Annotated in this window: 1 protein-coding gene; it reads right to left on the reverse strand. The window is 43.6% G+C overall.

What is annotated here, in order from left to right; all coding sequences use genetic code 11:
- The coding region (locus tag Q7C21_RS22385; protein WP_375151141.1) for a hypothetical protein at positions 1 to 647 on the reverse strand (647 nt) is incomplete at both ends.

The raw sequence follows: 647 nt of genomic DNA on the forward strand, positions 1-647 counted from the left end.
GCATCATGTTGGTTAGGCGGATTGAAATACCCGTTTTATAGATACGTTTACGGATAGTGGCAACGATATCTTCACATTGCTCAATCATCACTAGTAATGGCGCAGGATCGACCGCTTTGTCAGGGATAATATCGGTCAGAGTGTCGAGCTCATGCGCTTCTCGGTATTGATTGACGTAGAGGACTGCTTCTTGGTTTTGTGCCACAAATGACGCCGAGTAATTGAGCATTTGCGGATAAAATTCCATCAAATCTGGATGCAAGCCGATGCCGCTAATCCGATACGATAAAATGATAATCGCGTTCACAATACTGTTTTTTGCCGTTGCGACCAAGTTTAAATGCTGCTCATTGACCTTGAGTAGGCCGACCATCTCATCCCATTTGTCTTTGTCAATATTGGCAAGCCAGCGCTCATCCGAGCGTCTGTCAAATAAATAACCGACCAATTCTATAACGGAATCTTCTTGTGGCAACAAGGGCAAAAAACGATGACCGACAAGGCGACGCAGACTATTAAAAAAGCCTTGATCCGACATGATGCCCGTATCGGTATATAACGCAATTTGGCGATATTCAATGATGAGTTTTAAAACGAAGCTTGACAGTCCATCGGCATATTCTGGATGCTGACGTAAAATATCAATC

Origin of the sequence: Pantoea sp. ANP04 (genome assembly GCF_041982285.1) — a bacterium.
Taxonomy (GTDB): Bacteria; Pseudomonadota; Gammaproteobacteria; order Enterobacterales; family Enterobacteriaceae; genus Pantoea; species Pantoea eucalypti.